At 62.9% G+C, this 19,468-nt stretch carries 19 protein-coding genes and 1 pseudogene; 12 read left to right on the plus strand and 8 right to left on the minus strand.

Annotated features, from left to right (window positions below; all coding sequences use genetic code 11):
• From doeB to LHFGNBLO_RS18325, 3 genes are all read left to right on the plus strand, one after another.
• Nucleotides 1-1,002: a N(2)-acetyl-L-2,4-diaminobutanoate deacetylase DoeB gene (doeB, locus tag LHFGNBLO_RS18315; protein WP_258609582.1), complete on the plus strand. Its 1,002-nt coding sequence runs from the start codon at nt 1-3 to the stop codon at nt 1,000-1,002.
• A 128-nt stretch (nt 1,003-1,130) separates the two neighbouring features.
• A complete protein-coding gene (locus tag LHFGNBLO_RS18320) occupies nt 1,131-1,619 on the plus strand; it encodes a hypothetical protein (protein WP_258609584.1) in 489 nt (162 codons plus the stop codon).
• A 264-nt stretch (nt 1,620-1,883) separates the two neighbouring features.
• Complete coding sequence (locus tag LHFGNBLO_RS18325; RefSeq protein WP_258609586.1) at nt 1,884-2,927, plus strand: LacI family DNA-binding transcriptional regulator; 1,044 nt, start codon at nt 1,884-1,886, stop codon at nt 2,925-2,927.
• A gap of 3 nt (nt 2,928-2,930) precedes the next feature.
• Here LHFGNBLO_RS18325 and LHFGNBLO_RS18330 read toward each other — a convergent pair whose 3' ends face one another.
• Both LHFGNBLO_RS18330 and LHFGNBLO_RS18335 read right to left on the minus strand, forming a co-directional pair.
• Entirely contained in the window at nt 2,931-3,965 is a 1,035-nt protein-coding gene (locus tag LHFGNBLO_RS18330) for an L-idonate 5-dehydrogenase (RefSeq protein WP_258609588.1), read from the minus strand.
• Nucleotides 3,966-3,980: 15 nt separating this feature from the next.
• Nucleotides 3,981-4,949, minus strand: a complete 969-nt coding sequence (locus LHFGNBLO_RS18335) for a 2-hydroxyacid dehydrogenase (RefSeq protein ID WP_413774703.1) — start codon at nt 4,947-4,949, stop codon at nt 3,981-3,983.
• Nucleotides 4,950-5,043: 94 nt separating this feature from the next.
• Between LHFGNBLO_RS18335 and LHFGNBLO_RS18340 the strand changes: the two genes are divergently transcribed.
• From LHFGNBLO_RS18340 to LHFGNBLO_RS18380, 9 genes and pseudogenes are all read left to right on the plus strand, one after another.
• Nucleotides 5,044-5,811, plus strand: coding sequence for an SDR family oxidoreductase (locus LHFGNBLO_RS18340; RefSeq protein ID WP_258609590.1), 768 nt, complete (start codon nt 5,044-5,046; stop codon nt 5,809-5,811).
• On the plus strand, nt 5,780-6,352 hold the full coding sequence (locus tag LHFGNBLO_RS18345; protein ID WP_258609592.1) for a gluconokinase: 573 nt from the start codon (nt 5,780-5,782) through the stop codon (nt 6,350-6,352). Before LHFGNBLO_RS18340 ends, LHFGNBLO_RS18345 begins: the two co-directional genes overlap by 32 nt.
• Nucleotide 6,353: 1 nt before the next feature.
• Complete coding sequence (locus LHFGNBLO_RS18350) at nt 6,354-7,238, plus strand: NAD(P)-dependent oxidoreductase (RefSeq protein WP_258609594.1); 885 nt, start codon at nt 6,354-6,356, stop codon at nt 7,236-7,238.
• A gap of 77 nt (nt 7,239-7,315) precedes the next feature.
• Nucleotides 7,316-8,808 (plus strand): annotated as a pseudogene (locus LHFGNBLO_RS18355) (sugar ABC transporter ATP-binding protein).
• Nucleotides 8,809-8,827: 19 nt separating this feature from the next.
• On the plus strand, nt 8,828-9,883 hold the full coding sequence (locus LHFGNBLO_RS18360; protein ID WP_258600555.1) for an ABC transporter permease: 1,056 nt from the start codon (nt 8,828-8,830) through the stop codon (nt 9,881-9,883).
• 27 nt (nt 9,884-9,910) lie between these two features.
• Complete coding sequence (locus LHFGNBLO_RS18365) at nt 9,911-10,846, plus strand: SMP-30/gluconolactonase/LRE family protein (protein ID WP_258600557.1); 936 nt, start codon at nt 9,911-9,913, stop codon at nt 10,844-10,846.
• A 71-nt stretch (nt 10,847-10,917) separates the two neighbouring features.
• Nucleotides 10,918-12,033 carry a substrate-binding domain-containing protein gene (locus tag LHFGNBLO_RS18370; RefSeq protein ID WP_258600559.1) on the plus strand — a complete coding sequence of 372 codons (1,116 nt, stop codon included), beginning with the start codon at nt 10,918-10,920 and terminating at the stop codon, nt 12,031-12,033.
• Nucleotides 12,034-12,175: 142 nt separating this feature from the next.
• Nucleotides 12,176-12,508 carry a hypothetical protein gene (locus LHFGNBLO_RS18375; protein WP_258600560.1) on the plus strand — a complete coding sequence of 111 codons (333 nt, stop codon included), beginning with the start codon at nt 12,176-12,178 and terminating at the stop codon, nt 12,506-12,508.
• Between the two features lie 288 nt (nt 12,509-12,796).
• The gene (locus LHFGNBLO_RS18380) at nt 12,797-13,027 is read left to right on the plus strand and encodes a BrnA antitoxin family protein (RefSeq protein ID WP_258600561.1); all 231 of its coding nucleotides are present in this window, start codon (nt 12,797-12,799) and stop codon (nt 13,025-13,027) included.
• A 22-nt stretch (nt 13,028-13,049) separates the two neighbouring features.
• Here LHFGNBLO_RS18380 and LHFGNBLO_RS18385 read toward each other — a convergent pair whose 3' ends face one another.
• The 6 genes from LHFGNBLO_RS18385 to LHFGNBLO_RS18410 form a co-directional block, all read right to left on the minus strand.
• A complete protein-coding gene (locus tag LHFGNBLO_RS18385) occupies nt 13,050-13,814 on the minus strand; it encodes an ABC transporter ATP-binding protein (RefSeq protein WP_258600564.1) in 765 nt (254 codons plus the stop codon).
• 25 nt (nt 13,815-13,839) lie between these two features.
• Nucleotides 13,840-14,838 (minus strand): ABC transporter substrate-binding protein, encoded by a 999-nt coding sequence (locus LHFGNBLO_RS18390; protein WP_258600565.1) that lies wholly within the window; start codon nt 14,836-14,838, stop codon nt 13,840-13,842.
• Between the two features lie 51 nt (nt 14,839-14,889).
• Entirely contained in the window at nt 14,890-15,738 is an 849-nt protein-coding gene (locus LHFGNBLO_RS18395; protein ID WP_258600567.1) for an ABC transporter permease, read from the minus strand.
• 43 nt (nt 15,739-15,781) lie between these two features.
• A complete protein-coding gene (locus LHFGNBLO_RS18400; protein WP_258600569.1) occupies nt 15,782-17,146 on the minus strand; it encodes an LLM class flavin-dependent oxidoreductase in 1,365 nt (454 codons plus the stop codon).
• A 60-nt stretch (nt 17,147-17,206) separates the two neighbouring features.
• On the minus strand, nt 17,207-17,764 hold the full coding sequence (gene msuE, locus LHFGNBLO_RS18405) for an FMN reductase (RefSeq protein WP_258600570.1): 558 nt from the start codon (nt 17,762-17,764) through the stop codon (nt 17,207-17,209).
• 324 nt (nt 17,765-18,088) lie between these two features.
• Complete coding sequence (locus tag LHFGNBLO_RS18410; protein WP_258600572.1) at nt 18,089-19,459, minus strand: alpha-glucosidase/alpha-galactosidase; 1,371 nt, start codon at nt 19,457-19,459, stop codon at nt 18,089-18,091.
• Nucleotides 19,460-19,468: the final 9 nt, after the last annotated feature.

A 19,468-nucleotide genomic window follows, 5' to 3' on the forward strand; every position in this document is an offset into this window, starting at 1 on the left:
ATGTCCATTCTTCGTCCGTCGCCGATCGCGCCGACTGTCGATTTCGACCGCGATGGCGTCCAGCACGGTTTCCTGCGCCTGCCTTACAGCCGCGACGATTCAGCCTGGGGATCAGTGATGATCCCGATTTGCGTGATCCGCAACGGCAAGGGGCCGGCTGCGCTACTCACCGGCGGCAACCATGGCGACGAGTATGAGGGACCGCTGGCGCTTTACGATCTCGCCCGCACGCTTGATCCCAGGCATGTCAGCGGTACGGTGATCATCGTGCCGGCGATGAACTATCCGGCATTTCGCGCCGGCACGCGCACCTCACCGATCGACAAGGGCAATCTCAACCGCAGCTTTCCCGGCCGCCCAGACGGCACGGTGACCGAGAAGATCGCCGACTACTTCCAGCGCGAATTGCTGCCGCGCTCGGATATTGCGCTCGACTTCCATTCCGGCGGCAAGACGCTCGACTTCGTGCCGTTCTGCGCCGCCCATATCCGGCCCGACAAGGCACTGGAAGCGAAAGGGTTCGCCGCGGTCGAAGCGTTCTCGGCACCCTGGTCGATGAAGATGCTGGAAATCGACGCGGTCGGCATGTTCGATACTGCAGCCGAAGACATGGGGAAACTGTTCATCACCACCGAACTGGGAGGTGGTGGAACTTCCCGTGCGGAAACGGTGCGAATTGCGCGGCGCGGTGTGCTCAACGTTTTGCGCCATGCGGGCATCGTATCGGGTGCGGTCGAGAAACGCCCCACCCAATGGCTCGACATGCCATCGGGCGATTGCTTCTGCTTCGCCGAAGATGACGGGATGATCGAGACGATGATCGATCTTGGCGAGCCGGTGGAAAAGGGCCAAGTGCTGGCACGCATTCATTCCATCGGCCGCACAGGTGTCGCACCTCAGGAGATCACTGCAAAAATGTCTGGCATGCTTGCGGCGCGCCATTTCCCCGGACTGGCCAAGGCGGGCGATTGCGCGGCAGTGGTGGCTGTCCTGGTCGGTTGATCAAGGATCTGTCTGACGTTGCTTGGCTGTGGCAGTCACTATGGCCCGGTCCATCTCTGTGCCGAGGAGGGCTTTGACAGCACGCTGATGACCTGAAATACGATTTCGTACCGATCCGGAGGAACGAAATGGAGAAGTCGATGCGAAACGCGATGCTCGGGCTCGCGACACTTGCACTCGCCGCTTGCCAATCAGCTCCAGAAGCGCCGCAGCCTGCTGCGCCCGAACCGGCGTTGGCTCCTGCCGCAGCCCCTCCCGGCTCGGCAATCATGGATCAATCCGTGACGATCACTCCCCCTGCCAAGGGCGTTCCTGCAAAGTACGCTGCGTTTTCGGGCATGTGGGCTGGACGCCTGGAGGGCATGTATGAGGGCGCACTCGCTGTGCAGACGATTTCTCCCAAGGGACAGGTGACGGTCACCTATGCGTGGGGAAATCTGGCCGACAACAGTCCGGGAGTCGCCGGCGGCGCCGGGAAAATTGTGGGGAATACACTGAAGCTTGGGCGCCTCCCGAATGGCGCGGACGCCAGCTTTGCGATGCTGCCAGACGGAACCTTGGCCGTAACCTATACGCTTACCGATCAGACCTACACGGGTGCGTTCACCAAGCAATGATCAAAAGAAGCATCCGGCGAGTCATGGGATCAGCCCGATCGCTTGTCCTGGACGCGTGCGCAATGCTCCTCCACCGATCCATGACGTCAAGTTTGTTCAAGTTCGGGTCCTGTTGTTGTCAGTCCTCTGTGATATCGATAACATGTCTAAATAAATTCGATTCTAGGGGTGGCGCATGAACGCGGCCGGATGCCAGACAGACCATGTGCCCGAGCGTCTGGTGTTTGCGCTGAGCAGACCGGCGCGGCCGGCCGGTGGAGCAGCATGATGGCCAAGGCAGCCTCATCGAGGCCGGGCGAGAGCCACGCTCCGACGATGGTCGATGTGGCGCTGCGGGCCGGTGTGTCGACCATGACGGTGTCGCGCGCCTTGAAGGAAGGCAGTCGGGTTTCCAAGGCGACGCGGGAGAAGATCATGACCGCGGTCAACGACCTCGGTTACGTGCTCGATCAATCGGCCGGCAGCCTGTCCTCGCGCAAGACGGGGTTCGTCGCTGCGATCGTCCCCTCGATCAACAATTCCAACTTCGCCGACACCGCGCGCGGCATCACGGATGAACTGGAGAGCACCGGGCTCCAGCTCTTGCTCGGCTACACCGACTACACGGTCGAGAAGGAAGAAAAGCTGATCGAGGCGATGTTCCGCCGGCGGCCGGAAGGCATCATCCTGACCGGTGGCGCCCATACGGATCGCGCCCGCCGCCTGCTGAAAAGTGCCGGCATCCCGGTGGTCGAAACCTGGGAGTTGCCGGCCAAGCCCATCGATCAGGTGGTCGGGTTCTCCAACGAAGAGGCGATGGGGCTGCTCGTCAAAACGCTCGCCAGGAAAGGCTACCGAAAGTTCGGTTACATCGGCGGCACGACCTCGCGCGACACGCGCGGCAGCCAGCGACGTGAAGGCTTCGTCAGGGCCATCGAGGAACTCGGACTGCCGGCCGGCCGCCTCGTTTCCTTCGGCGTGCCGCCGATCTCCATCGAGCAGGGCGGCCAGGCCGTCGTCAGCATGCTGGAGCGCTGGCCGGATACCGAGGCCGTGCTCTGCGTTTCGGATCTTTCGGCTTTCGGCGCGTTGATGGAATGCAAGCGCCGCGGCATGCGGATTCCGCAGGACATCGCCATTGCCGGCTTCGGCGACTATGAGGTAGCCGCCTTCTGCCATCCCGGCATCACCACCGTGAATGTCGACTGCTATGGCATTGGGCAACAGGCCGCCCGCAGATTGATCCAGGTTATCCGGGGCGACGAAAAACAGCACGGCCAGGAAATCGTCCTGACCGGTTATCGCGTCGTCGAGCGCGAAAGCACCTGAGGCCTAACCGAAAGCGATCTGGACCTTCATCGACTTGTTCCGATCGCCGGCGATCTCGAAGGCCGCAACTGCCTCGTCGAGGGGATAGATGCCGGTCAGCAGCGGTCTGACATCCACCCGACGGCGGTTGATCAGATCGACGGAGAGCGCGAACTCCTCGTGGAAACGGAAGCTGCCGCGCATCTCGATCTCCTTGGCGACGATGAGATTTTGCGGGATCGACAGGTCACCACCGAGGCCGAGCTGCATGAGCACGCCGCGCGGCTTCAGAACATCCAGCCCCGCACGCACGGCGCGCTCGTTGCCGGAGGCCTCGAACATCACGTCGAAACTGCCCTTGTCGACATTGTAGGCGGCGAGCTTTTCGGCGTCGGTGGCGACATTGATGGTGCAGTCGGCGCCGATCTCCTCGGCTTTTGCCAGGACGCCGTCCATCACATCGGTGGCGACGATTTCGCGCGCGCCGTGGGCTCTGGCTGCGAGGATGCAAAGTGCGCCGATCGGGCCGCAGCCGGTCACCAGAACGCGCTTGCCGAGCAGCGAACCGGCGCGGTTCACGGCATGCAGCGTCACCGCAAAAGGTTCGGCGAAGGCGGCTTCGTTGATGGAAACATCGTCGGCGATCTTGTGGCACTGCCACGCCTCGGCGACCAGGCGCTGGCGGAACGCGCCCTGGATGTGCGGCATCGGCATGGCGCTGCCGTAGAAGCGCATGTTGAGGCACTGGTTCTGCATGCCTTGCAGACAATAGCGGCAGGCATTGCAGGGCCGGCTGGGCGAGATGGCGACGCGGTCGCCGATGGCGAGGGAGGAGACGTCACCGCCCAAGGCTTTCACCGTGCCGGCGACCTCATGGCCGAGGATCATAGGTTCGCGCAGGCGGATCGCGCCGAAACCGCCATGATTGTAGTAATGCAGGTCCGAGCCGCAGATGCCGCCGGCTTCGACAGCGATCTCGACCTGTCCGGCGCTAGGGGCGCCTGGATCGGTGTCCTCGATCCTCAGGTCTTTTGCCGCATGGATGACGATCGACTTCATGACGGTGATCCTCTCTCAGACGACCGGTGTCAGCAAGGTCTGGCCGCCGAAATGGGCCGCGAGATTGTCGCGAACCAGCTGACCCATGGCCTTGCGGGTCTCCACTGTGCCGCTGCCATGGTGCGGCTGCAGCACGACGTTGGAAAGCTTCGCGAAGCGCTCGTCAATCCTCGGCTCGTTCCAGAATACGTCGAGCCCGGCGCCCTTGATCGCACCGGATTCCAACGCGGCGAGCAGCGCTGTCTCGTCGACGGTGCTGCCGCGCGAGATGTTGATCAGGATGCCGTCCGGCTCAAGCGCTGCCAGAACCTCTGCATTGACGATGTTCTTCGTGCCTTCGCCGCCGGCCAGTGTCACGATCAGGAACTCGCTCCGGCGTGCCAGATCGACCAGATCGCCGACGAAATCGTAAGGCAGGTCGTCGTGTTTGCGGGTGCCGAAATAGGCGATCTCGCAGTCGAAGGCAGCCGCTCGCCGGGCCACCGCCTTGCCGATGCGGCCCATGCCGACAATGCCGAGCCTCTTTCCGTAAACGCGTGTGACTAGCGGCATGTTGGCCTTGCGCCAGCTTCCATCGCGCACATAGGTGTCGGCCTGCGGAATCTGGCGCGCCACGGCGAGCAGCAGCCCGATACCGATATCGGCAACATCCTCGGTCAGCACGTCCGGCGTGTTGGTGACGCGGATGCTGTTTTCCCTCGCATAGGCAAGGTCGATGGCGTCGGTGCCCATGCCATAGCAGGAGACGATTTCGAGCTTCGGCAGTTTCGCCATCAGGGCTGCGCTGGCACCAAGCTCGCCGCGGGTTGCGATGGCGCGGATGGCATTGGAATGGCTTAAGATCAGTGAGCCCTTGTCTTCGGCCTGCCAAAGCTTGTGGACGCGGTACGTCGCTTCGAGGTCTGCCATGTCCCAGTCCGGATAGGGACCGGTCATCAATATGTCGGTCACAGCATCGTCTCCTTGCCACGGGCATTTTTCCATTGACTATGTTATCGATAACATTCATGTCAATAGGCACTGGCGGCGGCGCGGTGGAAATCGTATCCGCTTCAGGGACATTCCTCGGGAGAAGCGCATGGGCAGTTCGTTGTTCGATTTGACCGGCATGAGGGCGCTGGTCACCGGCTCGGGGCAGGGGATCGGCTTGGCGCTGGCGGAGGGGCTGGCGCAGCACGGCGCCGAAATCGTGCTGAACGGGCGCAGCGCCGAGAAAGTCGCGGCCGCTGCCGATGCGTTGGTAGCCAAGGGACACAAGGCTCGCGTCGCGGTCTTCGACGTGACCGACCACGCAGCGGTCGTCAAAGGCGTCGCCGAGATCGAGGCGACGATCGGCGCCATCGACATCCTCATCAACAATGCCGGCATGCAGTTCCGTATGCCCCTCGAGGATTTCCCGGCAGACAAATGGGACGAGCTGCTGCGCACCAACATTTCCAGCGTGTTCTTCGTCGGGCAAGCGGTGGCGCGGTATATGATTGCGCGCAAGCGCGGCAAGATCATCAACATCGCTTCGGTGCAAAGCGAGCTGGCACGGACGAACATCGCGCCCTATACGGCCACCAAAGGCGCGGTGCGCAACCTGACACGCGGCATGTGCGCCGACTGGGCCAAGCATGGCCTGCAGATCAATTCCATTGCGCCGGGCTACTTCAAGACGCCCCTCAACCAGGCGCTGGTCGACAACCCCGAATTTTCGACCTGGCTGACCAACCGCACGCCAGCCGGACGCTGGGGTGATGTCGGCGAACTGGTCGGTGCGGCGGTCTTTCTGGCCGGACCCGCCTCATCCTTTGTCAACGGACACACGCTCTATGTCGATGGCGGTATCACAACCTGTCTTTGAACCTGCGCTCATCGTCGTGATGGGTGTCAGCGGCTGCGGCAAGACCAGGGTCGGCGTCGAGATCGCCGCGCGACTTAGGCTTGCCTTCGTCGAAGGCGACACGCTGCATCCTCGCGGCAATGTCGAGAAAATGTCGGTGGGCATACCGCTTACCGACGACGACCGCTGGCCCTGGCTGAATCTGGTCGGCGCAGCCCTGCGGCAGGCGCATGAGGAGGGCCGCGGGCTCGTGGTCTCTTGTTCGGCGCTGAAGAAATCCTATCGCGATCGCCTTCGCCATGCGACAGGCGGGCCGCTATTTTTCGTATTCCTGCAGGGATCGCGCGCGGTGCTGCAAGCCAGACTCGCCGCGCGCCGCGACCACTTCTTTCCGCCGGCGCTGCTCGACAGCCAACTCTCGGCGCTGGAGAATCCGGATAACGAGAAGCTGGTGGTTACCGTGGATATCGACGCGCCGGTCGACAGCATTACCGATGCGGCGTTGGCGGGTCTGGGCGACTTTGGGATCGCCTCCGCCAGGATAAGGAAAGAGGCTCGCTGACATGACGCAAGCAACAAAAGTCGCTGTTGTCGGCGCCGGCATCATGGGATCGGCGATCGCCACCCGCCTGATCGAGGCCAAACAGGCGGTCACTGTGTTCGATCTGGACAAGGCCAAGGTTGCCGCCTTGACCGCGAAAGGTGCGGCTGCCGCCGCTTCGGTTGCCGAGGCAACGCGGGCGAGCAGCTTCGTAATCCTCAGCCTCAACCATGCCGATATCGTGCGTTCGGTGGTGTTTGGCGACGGCGGTGTCGCGGCTGCGGGCTCACCCGAAAAGCTACTGATCGACATGTCGTCGATCGATCCGGCTGACACCGCGCAGATGGCCAAGAAGCTCGCGGCTGAGACCGGCATGAAATGGCTCGACTGCCCGCTTTCGGGCGGCGTACCCGGCGCGCTGGCCGGCCGGCTGACCGTCATGGCGGGCGGTGAGGCGGCAGACTTCGAACAGGCGCGCGCAGTGATGCAACATCTCTGCGCCAACTACACGCTGATGGGGCCGAGCGGGGCAGGGCAAACGACCAAGCTGATCAACCAGCTTTTCTGCGCAGTGCTCTTCCAGGCCGTCGCCGAAGCCGTGAAACTCGCCGAAGCCGGCGGCGTCGATCCGAAGGCAATCCCGGCGGCGCTGAAGGGCGGACGGGCCGATTCCAGTATCATGCAGGAGTTCATGGCGAAATTCGCCGCCCGCGATTTTTCAGCCACCGGACGCATCGACAACATGCTGAAGGATCTGGATTCGCTGCAGGCCTTTGCGCTCAAGACCAAGACGCCGATGCCGATGACCGGGCAGGTGGTCGAGATCCATCGCCTGCTCTGCGCTGCCGGACTGGGGCCAAGGGATTCGGCCGAGATGATGCGCCTGCTCGACGGCAAGACCAGCTAAGCGGGGTCTGATTTTGTCGCTTGACGCTCATAAATGTTATCGATAACATCATTTGGCGATCTTGGGAGGAACGCTTTGTGGCTGAGGAAAAACTGATCGAGTTCAAGTCGATTACGAAGGAGTTCGGCGGCACCCGCGCGCTCTCCGACGTGACGCTCGATCTGCACAAGGGCGAGATCCTGGCACTGCTCGGCGAGAATGGCGCCGGCAAGTCGACGCTGATCAAGACGCTTGCCGGCATCTACCGGCCAGATGGCGGCAGCATCCTGTTTCGCGGCGAGCCCTATCATCATCGCCCGCCGCGGCCGAACCAGCGCCAGTCCGTCGCTTTCATTCACCAGGATCTCGGTCTGATCGAATGGATGACGGTCGGCGAGAATGTAGGCCTCGCGCAAGGATTTTCGCTGCGCTCTGGACTTATCGACTGGCGTTCCACCGAAGAGCGGGCGCACGAGGCGCTGAAGCTGGTTGGCTGTGATTTAGATCCGACGACGCGGGTCCAGGATCTCACGCGCACCGAAAAATCTTTGGTCGCCATCGCCCGCGCGCTGGCCACTGAGGCCGATGTGCTGGTGCTCGACGAGCCGACCGCCAGCCTGCCGGCCGATGAGGTCGACCGCCTGTTCGACGCTATCCGCCCGCTCAAGCAGCGCGGCGTCGGCATGATCTATGTCTCGCATCGCCTCGACGAGATTTTCCGAATCGCCGACCGTGTCGCCGTGCTGCGTGACGGCAAGCTGGTCGGCCAGAAGAAGGTCGCTGACACCCGACCGGACGAGCTGATCGAGATGATCGTCGGCCGCCCGGTAAGCCAGGTTTTCACCAAGGCGGAGACGCAGGCCGGCGAGACGGTGTGCACCATTCGCGACCTGGTCTGCGCCGGCGCCGGACCGGTGTCGTTCGACGTGCGCAAGGGCGAGTTGCTCGGCCTGGTCGGACTGCGCGGCGCCGGGCAGGAGCTGGTTGGCCGGACGCTGTTCGGCTGCCAGGCTTTTTCCGGCTCGGTGACGATCAATGGTGTCGTGCCCGACCTGTCGAGCCCGATCGCGGCGATTCCGGCGTCGGCCTGATCGCACGCGACCGCACCGAAGAATCGATCGCGGCCTCTTTGTCGATCCGCGAAAACAGTTTCCTCAATCCCGGCGCCGGCAAGCGTGGCTTGTTCTCCTTCTTGGCACCATACAAGGAGGCTGCGCTGGCGCGGGAGATCGGTGGCTCGGTCGGGTTGCGCCCCAACGATCCGAACCTGCCGATCGAAGCGTTGTCGGGCGGCAACCAGCAAAAGGTGGTCGTCGGGCGCTGGCTTCACACTGGCCGCACATTGCTGATCGCCGAGGATCCGACGGCTGGCGTCGATGTCGGCGCCAAGGCCGAGATCTACCGGCTGATCGGCCGTGCGCTTGAGGCCGGTCTCGCCGTCGTCGTTGTGTCGACCGATTTCGAGGAGATCGCCCATATCTGCCATCGGGCTTTGGTTTTTTCGCGCGGACAGATCGTGCGCGAACTTACTGGCAACGACCTGACCACATCCGCCGTGATCACCGCGGCATCGGCTTCCGAAGCCGCCTGATTTTTCCGGAGCAAGTTCTATGCAATCGATCGAATCCAGCGCACTTGAACCGACCCGCGGCGAAATGGCGGGTTTGTCATTGGGGCAGAAGATCATCCGGCTGATTCCGGTCTACGGACTGGTGATCCTGACGGTGCTGCTGATCGTGCTGTTTTCGATCCTGCTGCCGAACACGTTTCCGACGCTGCTCAATTTACGCTCGATCATCTCCGACAAGGCGATCATCGCGCTGTTGTCGCTGGCGGCGATGATCCCGATGGCATCCGGGCGGATCGACCTGACCGTCGGCTACGGCATCGTGCTGTGGCACATCCTTGCCATCAGCCTGCAGACCATGTTCGGCGTTCCGTGGCCGCTGGCGGTGATGATCGTGCTGCTGCTCGGCGCCGCCACCGGTTTCCTCAACGGGCTGCTGGTCGAGGTCGCGCGCATCGATTCCTTCATCGCCACGCTTGGTACCGGCACCGTGCTCTATGCGCTGGCGCTTTGGCACACTGGCGGCCGGCAGGTGGTCGGCGTGCTGCCCGAAGGCTTCTACGCCCTCAACGGCACGATGGTGTTCGGGCTGCCGATCACGGGTCTCTATGTGCTGGGCATCGCCGTCGCGCTGTGGGTCATCCTCGAATATCTGCCGATCGGCCGCTACGTCTATGCCATCGGCGCCAATCCGAAGGCAGCGGCGCTGAACGGCATTCCGGTGCGCCGCTTCGTCATCGGCGCCTTCATCTCCTCGGGCTTCCTGACGGCGCTGACAGGCGTGTTGCTTGCCTCCAAGCTGCGCATCGGCCAGGCCAGCGTCGGGCTGGAGTATCTGCTGCCGGCGCTGGTTGGTGCCTTCCTCGGCTCGACCACCATCAAACCCGGGCGCGTCAATGTCTGGGGCACGATGACCGGCGTCATCATCCTCGCCGTCGGCATTTCCGGCATCCAGCAGTTCGGCGGCTCGTTCTTCGTCGAGCCCCTGTTCAACGGCGTGACGCTGCTCGTCGCTATCGGCATTGCCGGCTACGCCCAGCGCAAGCGCGGTGCGGCTCACAGGGCCAGGACCAAGACTGTTGCGCAGTCCTCGAAGTGACCAGCCGAACCCTCCCGAGATCATGACATGAGCGACTACGAGATTCTGGACGATCGGTTCCGCAAGCTGACGATCGGGCATGCCAAGCTCGAACGGCTATGGACCGGCAGCCGCTGGGCGGAAGGACCAGTCTATGTTCCGGCGGCCAGGCATCTGCTGTGGTCGGACATCCCTAACGACCGGTTGCTGCGCTATGACGAAGGCGATGGTTCCGTCAGTGTCTTCGAGACGCATTGCAACAACCAGAACGGACACACGCTCGATCACGAGGGCCGCGTCGTCGCTTGCGAGCATCGTGGCCGGCGCATCTCCAGGCTCGAGCATGATGGACGCTGGCAGCCCCTTGTCGAAACGGTCAACGGCAAGCGGTTCAATTCGCCGAACGATGTAGTGGTCAAATCCGACGGAACGATCTGGTTCACCGATCCGGTCTACGGCATCGAGGGCCACTATGAAGGCACGGTTGCGGCATCGGAGATCGGTGGATCCCATGTCTACCGGTTCGACGAGGCCACCGGCGCGGTGAGCGCTGTCATCACCGATCTGGTGCAGCCCAACGGCTTGTCTTTCTCGCCGGACGAAAAAATCCTCTACGTCTCGGACACCGGCGCAAGCCATGTGCCCGGCCTGCCGCGCGCCATCATGGCCTATGACCTTGCGGAGGACGGCTTCTCGGCTCGCGCACGCGGTGTGTTCGCCGAATGCGAGGCGGGCATGTTCGACGGCTTCCGCGTCGATCAGGGTGGCAATATCTGGGCCTCCAGCGCCGACTCGGTCCGCGTCCATTCGCCCGATAGCACCCTGATAGGTCGCATCCTGGTTCCGGAACTGGTCTCCAATGTCTGTTTCGGCGGCCCCAGCCGGAACCGGCTCTACATCACCGCGCAGACATCCCTCTACGCCGTTTACGTGAACGCCCAGCCTGCCGGCTCAGGTCCGGCGGTGGGAACGATCTCTGCCTGAAACCACACCACCGTCCGGAAGCTGAGTTCCGGATGGCCAGACCAATTTCTGAAACCAAGGGAGGTACCAACATGCAACGCAGAACATTCCTGAAATCATCCGTCGCCTTGATGGCCATGACCATCGCTGCTTCAGTCCTGCTCGCCGGCCAGGCACGGGCGGACGCGATGGCCGACGCCATGGCGGTGGTCGAAAAATATGCCCAGAAAGTCACGGCCTGGGATGGCCCGACGACCGGTCCGAAGGCACAGCCGGGCAAGACGATTGTCGTGCTGGCCGGCGACCTCAAGAATGGCGGTATTCTCGGCGTCACCACCGGCGTCGAAGAAGCGGCCAAGGCGATCGGCTGGGACGTGAAGGTGATCGACGGCGCCGGCTCGATCGGCGGACGCACCGCCGCCTTCGGTCAGGCGATGGCGCTGAAGCCGAACGGTATCGTCATCAACGGCTTCGACGCCGTCGAGCAGGCGCCGGCGCTGGAACAGGCAAAGGCCGCTGGCATCCCGCTGGTTTCCTGGCATGCCGGGCCGGTGATCGGGCCTGACGAAAAGAGTGGCGTGTTCGCCAACGTATCGACCGACGCCATGCAGGTCTCCACGGCCGCGGCCGACTGGGCCTATGCCGATGCCAAGGGCAAGCCCGGCGTCGTCATCTTCACCGATTCGACCTACGCCATCGCCATCGCCAAGGCCGATAAGATGAAGGCGGAGATCGAGCGGCTGGGCGGCAAGGTGCTCGAATATGTCGACACGCCGATCGCCGAGACATCGCAGCGCATGCCGCAGCTCACCACCTCGCTGCTGCAGAAATACGGCGATGCCTGGACGCATTCGCTGGCGATCAACGACCTCTATTTCGACTTCATGGGGCCATCGCTTGCGGCGGCCGGCAAGGCCGGCACCGACGCGCCGATCAATGTGGCCGCCGGCGACGGTTCGGAATCGGCCTATCAGCGCATCCGCGCCGGCCAGTTCCAGAAGGTGACGGTCGCCGAACCGCTCAACCTGCAGGGCTGGCAACTGGTCGACGAGCTCAACCGCGCCATCGCCGGTGAAAAATGGTCCGGCTATCTGTCGCCGCTGCACGTGGTGACGGCCGACAATGTCGAGTTCGACGGCGGCCCGAAGAATGCGTTCGACCCCGAAAATGGCTACCGCGACGAGTACAAGAAAATCTGGGGCAAGTAGGCACGCAGCTTTGCGGGCGCATCACGCGATGCGCCCGCAAGCCGGCCTCATTCCATACCCCAAATCCAGAATTGTCCGATCCTCGAATTGCCGCCAGCGGGCGACAATGGTCCCAATTGCAGAAGCTCAGGAAACCCTCGTCATGATCATTCGCTACGCCCTCTTCGAAGGTGAAATCCACCCCGGACAAGAGAGCGAATTCCGGCGCTTCGTCCGCGAAAGGCTGGTGCCTTTGTGGACGCAATTTCCCGGCGCCGAGGAAGTGCGCGTTCTCGATGGCACGGCGCGGGACGAGGGTGCCCCCGTCTATGCCATGGCGCTCGCCATTCGCTATCCCGACATGGAGGCCTGCAACCGGGCGCTTCAATCCGACGTTCGCTTTCAGAGCCGCGACGTCACCGGTGAACTGCTGAAGATGTTCACCGGCCGTATCCATCATCATGTTTTCGAGGCCAATGAATACGCGCCTGGTTGATCCCTTCGAGCCTATCCCTTGGCTCTATGGAGCGGCGATTGTGGTCCACATCCTGACGTTGAAACGTCATCAGTGGTGACCCACATACACATTGCGCCGGATGTCTCCTCCCATTGCGTCCGGCGCGTTCCCCTCTGGAGGTTTCAACCTTCATGCTTGGCCGGGCTTAACAGTCCGGCCTTTTTCTATTGATGGCATGGGCCTGTGCGATGGCGCCACATGGGCTATTGTGGCGCATCCGTGCAGTCTCCGCCTCATATTCAAGTCGTTCTCAGTCAGGGCAAACCAATGGCAAATCCTCCGCGCCGACCGACAAATCCAATGGCGGCCGCCGAAGCCGCCTTCAAACCAATCAAGAAGCCGGTGGCGCCGGTTCGTGAACCCTCGGCTGCGCCAAATGTCAGGGAGCTTGTTTCCATCAGGATCGATCGTGCCGTGCTGGATTATTTCCAGGAGGCCGGACCCGGCTGGCAGGACCGGATCAACGACGCGTTGCGGCAGGCAATAGCCGGAAAGTAGACCGTCTAGCTTTGTTCCCTTGTCAGTGCAGGCCGAATTCGCGCAGCAGTTCTTCGCGATAGCGCACGAACCGGCTTTCGCTGCGGTCGCGTGGGCGGGGCAGGTCGACGTCGATCAGCCGTGCTGCGCCGCCCTTTTCCTTGGGCAGGATCAGCACCCGGTCGGCAAGATAGATCGCCTCTTCCAGATCATGGGTGACCATGACCATGGTGACGTTTTCTTCGCTCCAGATGCGGGCCAGTTCTTCTTGCATGCCGATCTTGGTCATGGCGTCGAGCGCACCCAGCGGTTCGTCGAGCAGCAGGATTTCAGGCTGCACTGTCAGGGCCCGGGCAATGCCAACGCGCTGCGCCATGCCGCCTGAAAGCTGCCTGGGATATGCATCACTGAATTCTGCGAGACCGACGAGCGCGATATAGAAACGGGCTCTTTCCTCGGCGTCCGCCTTGGGCACGCCCCGCACCTCGAGGCCGAAGGCGACGTTGCCGAGTACGGTGAGCCAGGGCAGCAGGCGCGGCTCCTGGAAGATCACCGCGCGCTCGGCGCCGACCCCGTGCACGGGCTGGCCGTCGATCGCGACACCGCCGCTGTCGGCGGCCTCCAGCCCGGCAAGGATGCGCAGCAGCGTGGTCTTGCCCGAGCCGCTGGCGCCGACGATGACCAGGCATTCACCGGAGCGGACGTCGAGGTTGAGCGTTCTCAGCACGGCAAGCTGACGCCCGCCGAGGGTGAAGGATTTGGAGAGGTCGCGGATCGAGACCTCTCCGCCGCGGTTGGTGCCAGTCATTTCAGCTCCCAGTCCATCTCGGCTCTCAGTTCGTCTTGGTTTCGCCGGGCCGGTACAGAATGTCGGCGGCCTTCAGTTTGCCCTTGGCCAGGCGGCCGTCGCGTTCCAGCACGGCAACCCAGAAATCGATGTCGCGATCGGTCGCTTGCGCCCGTTCGCGAAGGCCAAAGCCGGTCCAGTAGCGCGCCAGGTCGCCATTTTCGCCGCGCTTGTTGAGGATATCGGCGAGCACTTTGCGCGCTTCGTCGGGGTTTTGGCGCGACCAGTCGGCGGCGCGAGCGGACTGTTCGACGAAGTTGCGCGCGGCATCCGGGTTGGCGGCAATGAAGTCGCGTCGTAGCACGACGAAGCCGCCGGCGAGCTCGCCCAGAACGTTGGTGTCGTCGAACACGCCGCGTACACCGCCATTGGCGACCAGCGCGCCGGCGAAGGTCGCCTGCCAGTAGCCCAGCCCAGCTATATCGACCTGGCGCGAGCGCAAGGTCTGCTCGAGCTGCGGTCCGGGCACGACAACGAGGTTGGCGGCGTCCGGCGGCAGGCCGACGCTGTGCAGTGCCTCGCGCACCGTATAGTCGAGATGGGCGCCGAGCGTGTTGACCGAGATGGTCTTGCCGGCGATGTCGGCAATCGATTTGATCGGGCTGTCGTCGAGCACGTAGAAGACGCTCTTGACGTCCTTGTTGATGCCGTTGCTCGGATAGGCAGCGACGAAGTCGTTTCCGCCGGAGATCGAATTGATCACCGCGGCGGTGGCCGCCGAACCGAGATCGACGCTGCCGGAGGAAAGCGCAAACAGCGATTCCGGGCCGCCAGCGGCGTAGCCGACATTCTCCAGCTCGATGCCGAGCCCCTTGTAGTAACCGAGCTCGTCGGCCAGCTCATGTGGGGAGATGCTGCCGCGGCTGGCGAGGTAGCGGAATTTGACGGGTGCGGCTTGCGCAAAGGCGAAGCGGGGCAGGCCGGCGGCGAGAAAACCGGCGGCAAGGGGTGCGCCTGCAAGCAGGGAACGGCGAGTGATTTTCATGATCCGGTCTTTCCTGGTTTGATGGTTTGAGATTGGTGAAAAGGTCGCTGGTCAGTTGGCGGGATTGCTCCAACGGCAGAGCCGCCGCTGCAGGCTGACCAGCGCCTGGTTGGCGATCAGGCCGAGGCCGGCGAGGATGACGATCGCCGCGAACATCAGCGGGATCTGGAAGTTGTATTGGGCGTTCATCACCTGGAAGCCGATGCCCTTGTTGGCGCCGATCATTTCGGAGGCGATCAGCAACAAGAGTGCCGTGGTTGCGCTCAACCTGAGGCCGACGAAGATCGAGGGGACGGCGCCCGGAAGCACGACGCGACGGAATATCGTCAGCCGCGTGGCGCCATAGACGCGAGCCATCTCGAGCAGTTTCGGGTCGACTTCCTTGACGCCGCTGATGGTGTTGAGCAGCAGCGGAAACAGCGTCGCCCAGAAGATGACGAAGATCTTGGAGGCTTCGCCCAATCCCAGCAGCAGGATGAACACGGGGTAGAGTGCCAGCGCCGAGGTCTGCCGGAAGACCTGCAAGATCGGGTCGAGCGCAGTTTCGACGGCGCGCACCTGGCCCATGAACAGACCGAGCGGGATGGCCACCGCTACGGCGGCCGCAAAGGCGAAGCCGGCGCGTTGCAGGCTGATGGCGATGTCGCCGAGCAGGCTGCCGCCGGCGAGACCCTTCCACAGTGCGGCGACGATCATGTCGAGCGGCGGCAGCACCGCCGCATTGACCCATCCCACGCTGCTCGCCACCTGCCAGAGCGCCAGGAACCCGACGAGGACGCCGTAGCGCGACAAGAACCGGACGATCGCCCGGCCGCCCAGGCGCAGAACCTCCGCGCCGAGGTTGGTTCCGCTGCCATGCCTGCCGATGATGGCCGGCTGTTCGATGTGCTGCAAAGTCATCGTCTTGCCCTTTTCCCTGGAAGATTGTTCGGCGCTCGGAGGACTATTCGGCGGCCAGCACTGTCGAACGGGCGGCAGTCCAGGGGTTTTCCGGCCGCCTGAGGCCGAGGTTCTCGCGCAGCGTCCTGCCTTCATAGGCGGTGCGGAACAGGCCGCGGCGCTGCAGCTCGGGAATGACCAGGTCGACAAAGTCGTCGAGCGCGCCGGGGAGCCAGGGTGGCAGGATGTTGAAACCGTCGGCGGCTTCGTTGGTGAACCATTCTTCAAGCTGATCGGCGACCTGCACCGCACTGCCGATGACGGTGTAGTGGCCGCGTGCCGTCGCCACCCACTGGTAGAGCTGACGGATGGTGAAGTTGTGCTCGTCGGCAATCTGGCGGATCAGCGCCTGGCGGCTCTTCATGCCTTCGGTTTCCTTGCTCGGCGGCAATGGTCCGTCGAGCGGATAACCCCTGATGTCGAGCGTCTGGCCGGCCAGCCCGTTGAGCAAGGCGACGCCATCCTCGGGCAGGATCAGGTCATTCAACTGCTGGTACTTGGCGCGGGCTTCCTCTTCGGTGCGGCCGACGAAGGGTGCGACGCCCGGCATGATCAACACCTGTTCGGGATCGCGGCCGGCGGCGGCCACACGCGCCTTGATGTCGCGGTAGAACTCCTGCGCTGTCTCCAACTTCTGATGAGCGGTGAAGATGACCTCGGCCGAGTGCGCGGCAAGCCCGCGTCCATCCTCGGATTGCCCGGCTTGCACCACCACCGGATGGCCCTGCACCGGGCGCGGCACATTGAGCGGGCCCTTGACGCTGAAATGCTCGCCCTTGTGGTCGATGTCGTGAAGCTTGTCCTTGTCGTAAAAGCGCCCCGACTGCTTGTCCCGAATGAAGGCGTCATCCTCCCAGCTGTCCCACAGCGCCTTGACCGTCTCGACATGCTCGTGGGCCCGTGCATAGCGGTCGGCATGGTCGGGCTGGGTGTCGCGATTGAAATTGCGCGCGGTGTCGTCGCCGGCCGAAGTCACGACATTCCAGCCGGCCCGGCCATTCGACAGAAGGTCGAGCGATGCGAACTTGCGGGCGAGCGTATAGGGCTCCTCATAGGTGGTGGACGCCGTGGCGATGAAGCCCAGATGCGTGGTGAGCGGCGCCAGTGCTGCAAACAGCGTGACCGGCTCGAAGCCGGCGATCTTGGCGTTGCCGCCTTCGCGGGCGCCGAGGCCGACTGTCAGATTGTCGGCCAGGAAGTAGGCGTCGAACAGGCCGCGCTCGGCAGTCAGCGCCAGCTGCTTGTGGAACTCGAAGTTCGTCGCGCCGTCGGCCGGCGCGTCGGGATGGCGCCAGGCGGCGATATGCTGTCCGCCGCCGGGCAGGAAGGCGCCCAGTTTGATTTGTCGGGATTTGCTGGATCGGGTCATCGCGTTTTCCTTCTGGACTGTGCGGGAAGGGGATCTTGGGCCATTGGGTGGTGTCGTGTTTCAGGCGGCAACACCGATCCTGTCGGGCACGCCGACCACCCGGCATGCTTCGGCGACCGCCTGCCGAGCGCGAGCCTGGATGGCCTCAGACCCCAGAACGCCATTGGCGAAGTCCTTGTCGGAGGCGTAAATCGCTGTCGGCATGGTCAGCGCCTCGAAGAAGCCGAACAGTGGCCGCAGTTGGTGTTCGACAATCAGCGAATGACGCTCGCCGCCGCCGGTCGCCGCGAGAATGACAGGCTTTCCCCTCAGCGATGATGGGTCGAGCAGGTCGAAGAAATGCTTGAAAAGCCCCGTATAGCTGCCTTTGAACGTGGGCGAGCCGACCACCAGGACATCGGCGCCCAGAAATTGCTCGACGATGTTGCGGGCCGACGGATCCAGATCGCCAATGCGCCTTGCGAGCGGGAAGGACGGACCGAGATCCTCGATGTCGAAAACGGTCGAGGCCGCGCCGGTGCTATGCGCCACCTCGCCGACGATGTGGCTGACGAATGCCTTGGTCTTGGACGGACGGGTCAGGTTGCCCGACACTCCCACCACCAGTTTTCTCGACATTTTGGGCTCCTCGCAAGATGGCTATCTGCATTAAGACTACCGATTTTGTAGAATTAAATGAGCGAGAAGATTTCAAAACAAGCCGGCCAAGCGGATTGAGTTTGCGGCACATCGCCGTTGATTGGTTCATTCGACGCGAAATGCGAAACGCCGAAGACCGAAGGGATGCACGGTGCCTTTAGCCAGATCTGTCGCCATCGGCGTGAAGCGCGGCTTGGTCCGCCGGGACAGAATCGTCCGCTTCAGAGCGCCGAAACAGCGCTCTGGTTACCATCATCCTCGGCTTCAAATTGTCGATGCGCCGATGTCAGGTTTTGGGAATGGTCAGGCCGCCCGGACTCCGGGCGTTTTGCGCGCCCAGGCAGGCAGCCAGTCGCCATGAGCCGCGAGCAAGTCATCCACCAGCGACCATATCTGGTCGAGATCGAGTTCGGCTGCGGTGTGCGGGTCCATCATCGCCGCGTGATAGATATGCTCGCGATTTTCCGTCATCAGTGCTTGAACCGTCAGTTCCTGCACGTTGATGTTGGTGCGGATCAGCGCGGTGAGCTGTGGTGGCAGTTCGCCGATGAAGGTGGGCTGGATGCCTGAGGCATCGACAAGGCACGGCACCTCGGCCGCGCAATTGGTGGGCAGTGACGTGATGCAGCCATTGTTGCGGACGTTTCCGTAGATCACCGACGGCTCGCCGGTCCAGACCGAATTCATGATCGAGGACGCATATTCCTTCGATTCCTCGACCTCGATCCTGTCGGCGGAGCGGTAGGCTTCCGCTTGCCCCTTCCAGCGTTCGATCTGCTCGATGCAGCGTTTTGGATATTCATCCAGCGGTATGCCGAACTTCTCGATCAGATCCTCGCGCCCTTCCTTGATGAAGTAGGGCGTGTACTCGGCGAAATGTTCGGAGCTTTCGGTGACGAAGTAGCCGAGGCGCGTCAGCATTTCGTAGCGCACCTTGTTGGGGCAGCGCGGGTTCCACCCCGGCTTCGGCGCCCGGCCTTCGCGGTAGGCGCGCACGAGATCGGGATAGAGGTTGCGATAGGAGCCGTCCGGCTGGCGATGCTCGAAATTGAGATAGAAGGCCATGTGGTTGATGCCGGCCGAGCGGTAGCGGATCTCCTCGTAGGGAATGTCGAGGTCATCAGCCAGTTCCATCGCCGTTCCCTGTACCGAATGGCAGAGGCCGACCTGCTTGATATCGGGGTATTTCTCCGCGATCGCCCAGGTGTTGATCGCCATCGGATTCACATATTGCAGCATGATCGCCTGTGGGCAGATTGCGAGCATGTCCTCGCAGACCTTCCAGAGATGCGGCACGGTTCGCAGGCCCCGCATGATGCCACCGACACCGAGCGTATCGGCGATGGTCTGGCGCAGGCCGTATTTCTTCGGAACTTCGAAATCGGTGACCGTACAGGGCACGTAGCCGCCGATCTGGAAGGCGACCACGACGAAATCCGCGCCCGCCAGCGCCTTGCGCTGATCGGAATAGGTTTCAGCCCTGGCCTTTACGCCCAAGGTCGAGATCAGCTTGTTGACGACAATGGCGCTTTCTTCGAGGCGCTGCGGATTGAGGTCCATCAAGGCGATGGTTGCACCGGACAATGCCGGCCGCTGCAGCACGTCGCCGACGATGTTCTTCATGAACACGGTGGAGCCAGCTCCGATAAAAGTGATCTTGGGATTTCTTGCCATAACAACCTC

The organism is Mesorhizobium sp. AR10, from assembly GCF_024746795.1.
GTDB lineage: Bacteria > Pseudomonadota > Alphaproteobacteria > Rhizobiales > Rhizobiaceae > Mesorhizobium.